This is a genomic window from Chryseobacterium sp. SIMBA_029 (genome assembly GCF_046535275.1).
Taxonomy (GTDB): Bacteria; Bacteroidota; Bacteroidia; order Flavobacteriales; family Weeksellaceae; genus Chryseobacterium.
This window is the reverse complement of the sequence record NZ_JAWRXA010000826.1, coordinates 1-237: the sequence shown is the minus strand read 5'-3', so window position 1 is coordinate 237 and position 237 is coordinate 1. Positions and strand designations below refer to the sequence as shown.

1 protein-coding gene is annotated in these 237 nt (G+C 57.4%); it reads right to left on the bottom strand.

All coding sequences use genetic code 11. The features are described from left to right. Positions 1-237 (bottom strand): hypothetical protein (locus SB679_RS26190; protein ID WP_410705336.1); only part of this gene is annotated, 237 nt, incomplete at both ends.

Sequence of the window (237 nt, the reverse complement as noted above, 5' to 3'; positions counted from 1 at the left end):
CACGACAGCGGGGTTTGAGGAGCATTCCATTCAGCGTATTCACCTGACATGGTCGTAGCAGTTGTCAATTGCCCCATCCCGATCGTCGCCAGCGTAACCGAACCCATAGGGACGTTGCCGTACCACTGAACCTCATTGCCGTTCTGGAACCAGTCACCGTTCCAGGAGTGTTGCGTGGTGGAATACCAGGTATTGCCGGGCTGGAGGCAAACCATCTGCGCGGCATAAGGCGTCCCG